This window comes from Burkholderia sp. RF4-BP95 (assembly GCF_001521985.1).
GTDB lineage: Bacteria > Pseudomonadota > Gammaproteobacteria > Burkholderiales > Burkholderiaceae > Burkholderia > Burkholderia diffusa.
The window spans coordinates 1-742 of record NZ_LOSX01000022.1; the positions used below are offsets into that span (position 1 = coordinate 1).

The 742-nt window shown below is 67.7% G+C and carries 1 protein-coding gene; it reads left to right on the plus strand.

The features are described 5' to 3' along the window. The coding region (locus tag WS46_RS08895) for an ABC transporter ATP-binding protein (protein ID WP_156443103.1) at window positions 1–742 on the plus strand (742 nt) is incomplete at both ends.

Consider the following 742-nt stretch of genomic DNA (forward strand, 5'->3'; position numbering starts at 1 on the left):
TGATCGAGCCGACCGGCGGTGAAGTGACCTACCTCGGCAAGCCGCTGACCGGCCCGGCCGAAGGCGTCGCGATGGTGTTCCAGACCTTCGCGCTGTTCCCGTGGCTGACCGTGCTGCAGAACGTGGAAGCCGGGCTGGAAGCGCTCGGCGTCGGCGCGCGCGAGCGGCGCGAACGCGCGCTCGCCGCGATCGACCTGATCGGTCTCGACGGCTTCGAGAACGCCTACCCGCGCGAGCTGTCGGGCGGCATGCGTCAGCGCGTGGGCTTCGCGCGTGCGCTCGTCGTCGACCCGACGATTCTGCTGATGGACGAGCCGTTCTCGGCGCTCGACGTGCTGACGGCCGAAACGCTGCGTACCGACCTGCTCGACCTGTGGACGCAAGGCCGCATGCCGATCAAGTCGGTGCTGATCGTCACGCACAACATCGAGGAAGCGGTGTTCATGTGCGACCGGATTCTGGTGCTGTCGTCGAACCCGGGCCGCGTGATCGCCGAGATCAAGGTGCCGTTCAAGCATCCGCGCAACCGTCTCGACCCGGCCTTCCGCAAGCTCGTCGACGACATTTACGCGAAGATGACCGCACGCCAGACCGGCGAGGCGACGAAGAAGGGGCTCGAGCTCGGCAGCTGGCTGCCGCAGGTGTCGACCAACCTGATGGCCGGCCTGATCGAGACGCTCGCGATGGCGCCGTACCACGGCCGCGCCGACATGCCGGAAATCGCGCGCACGCTGCATCTGGA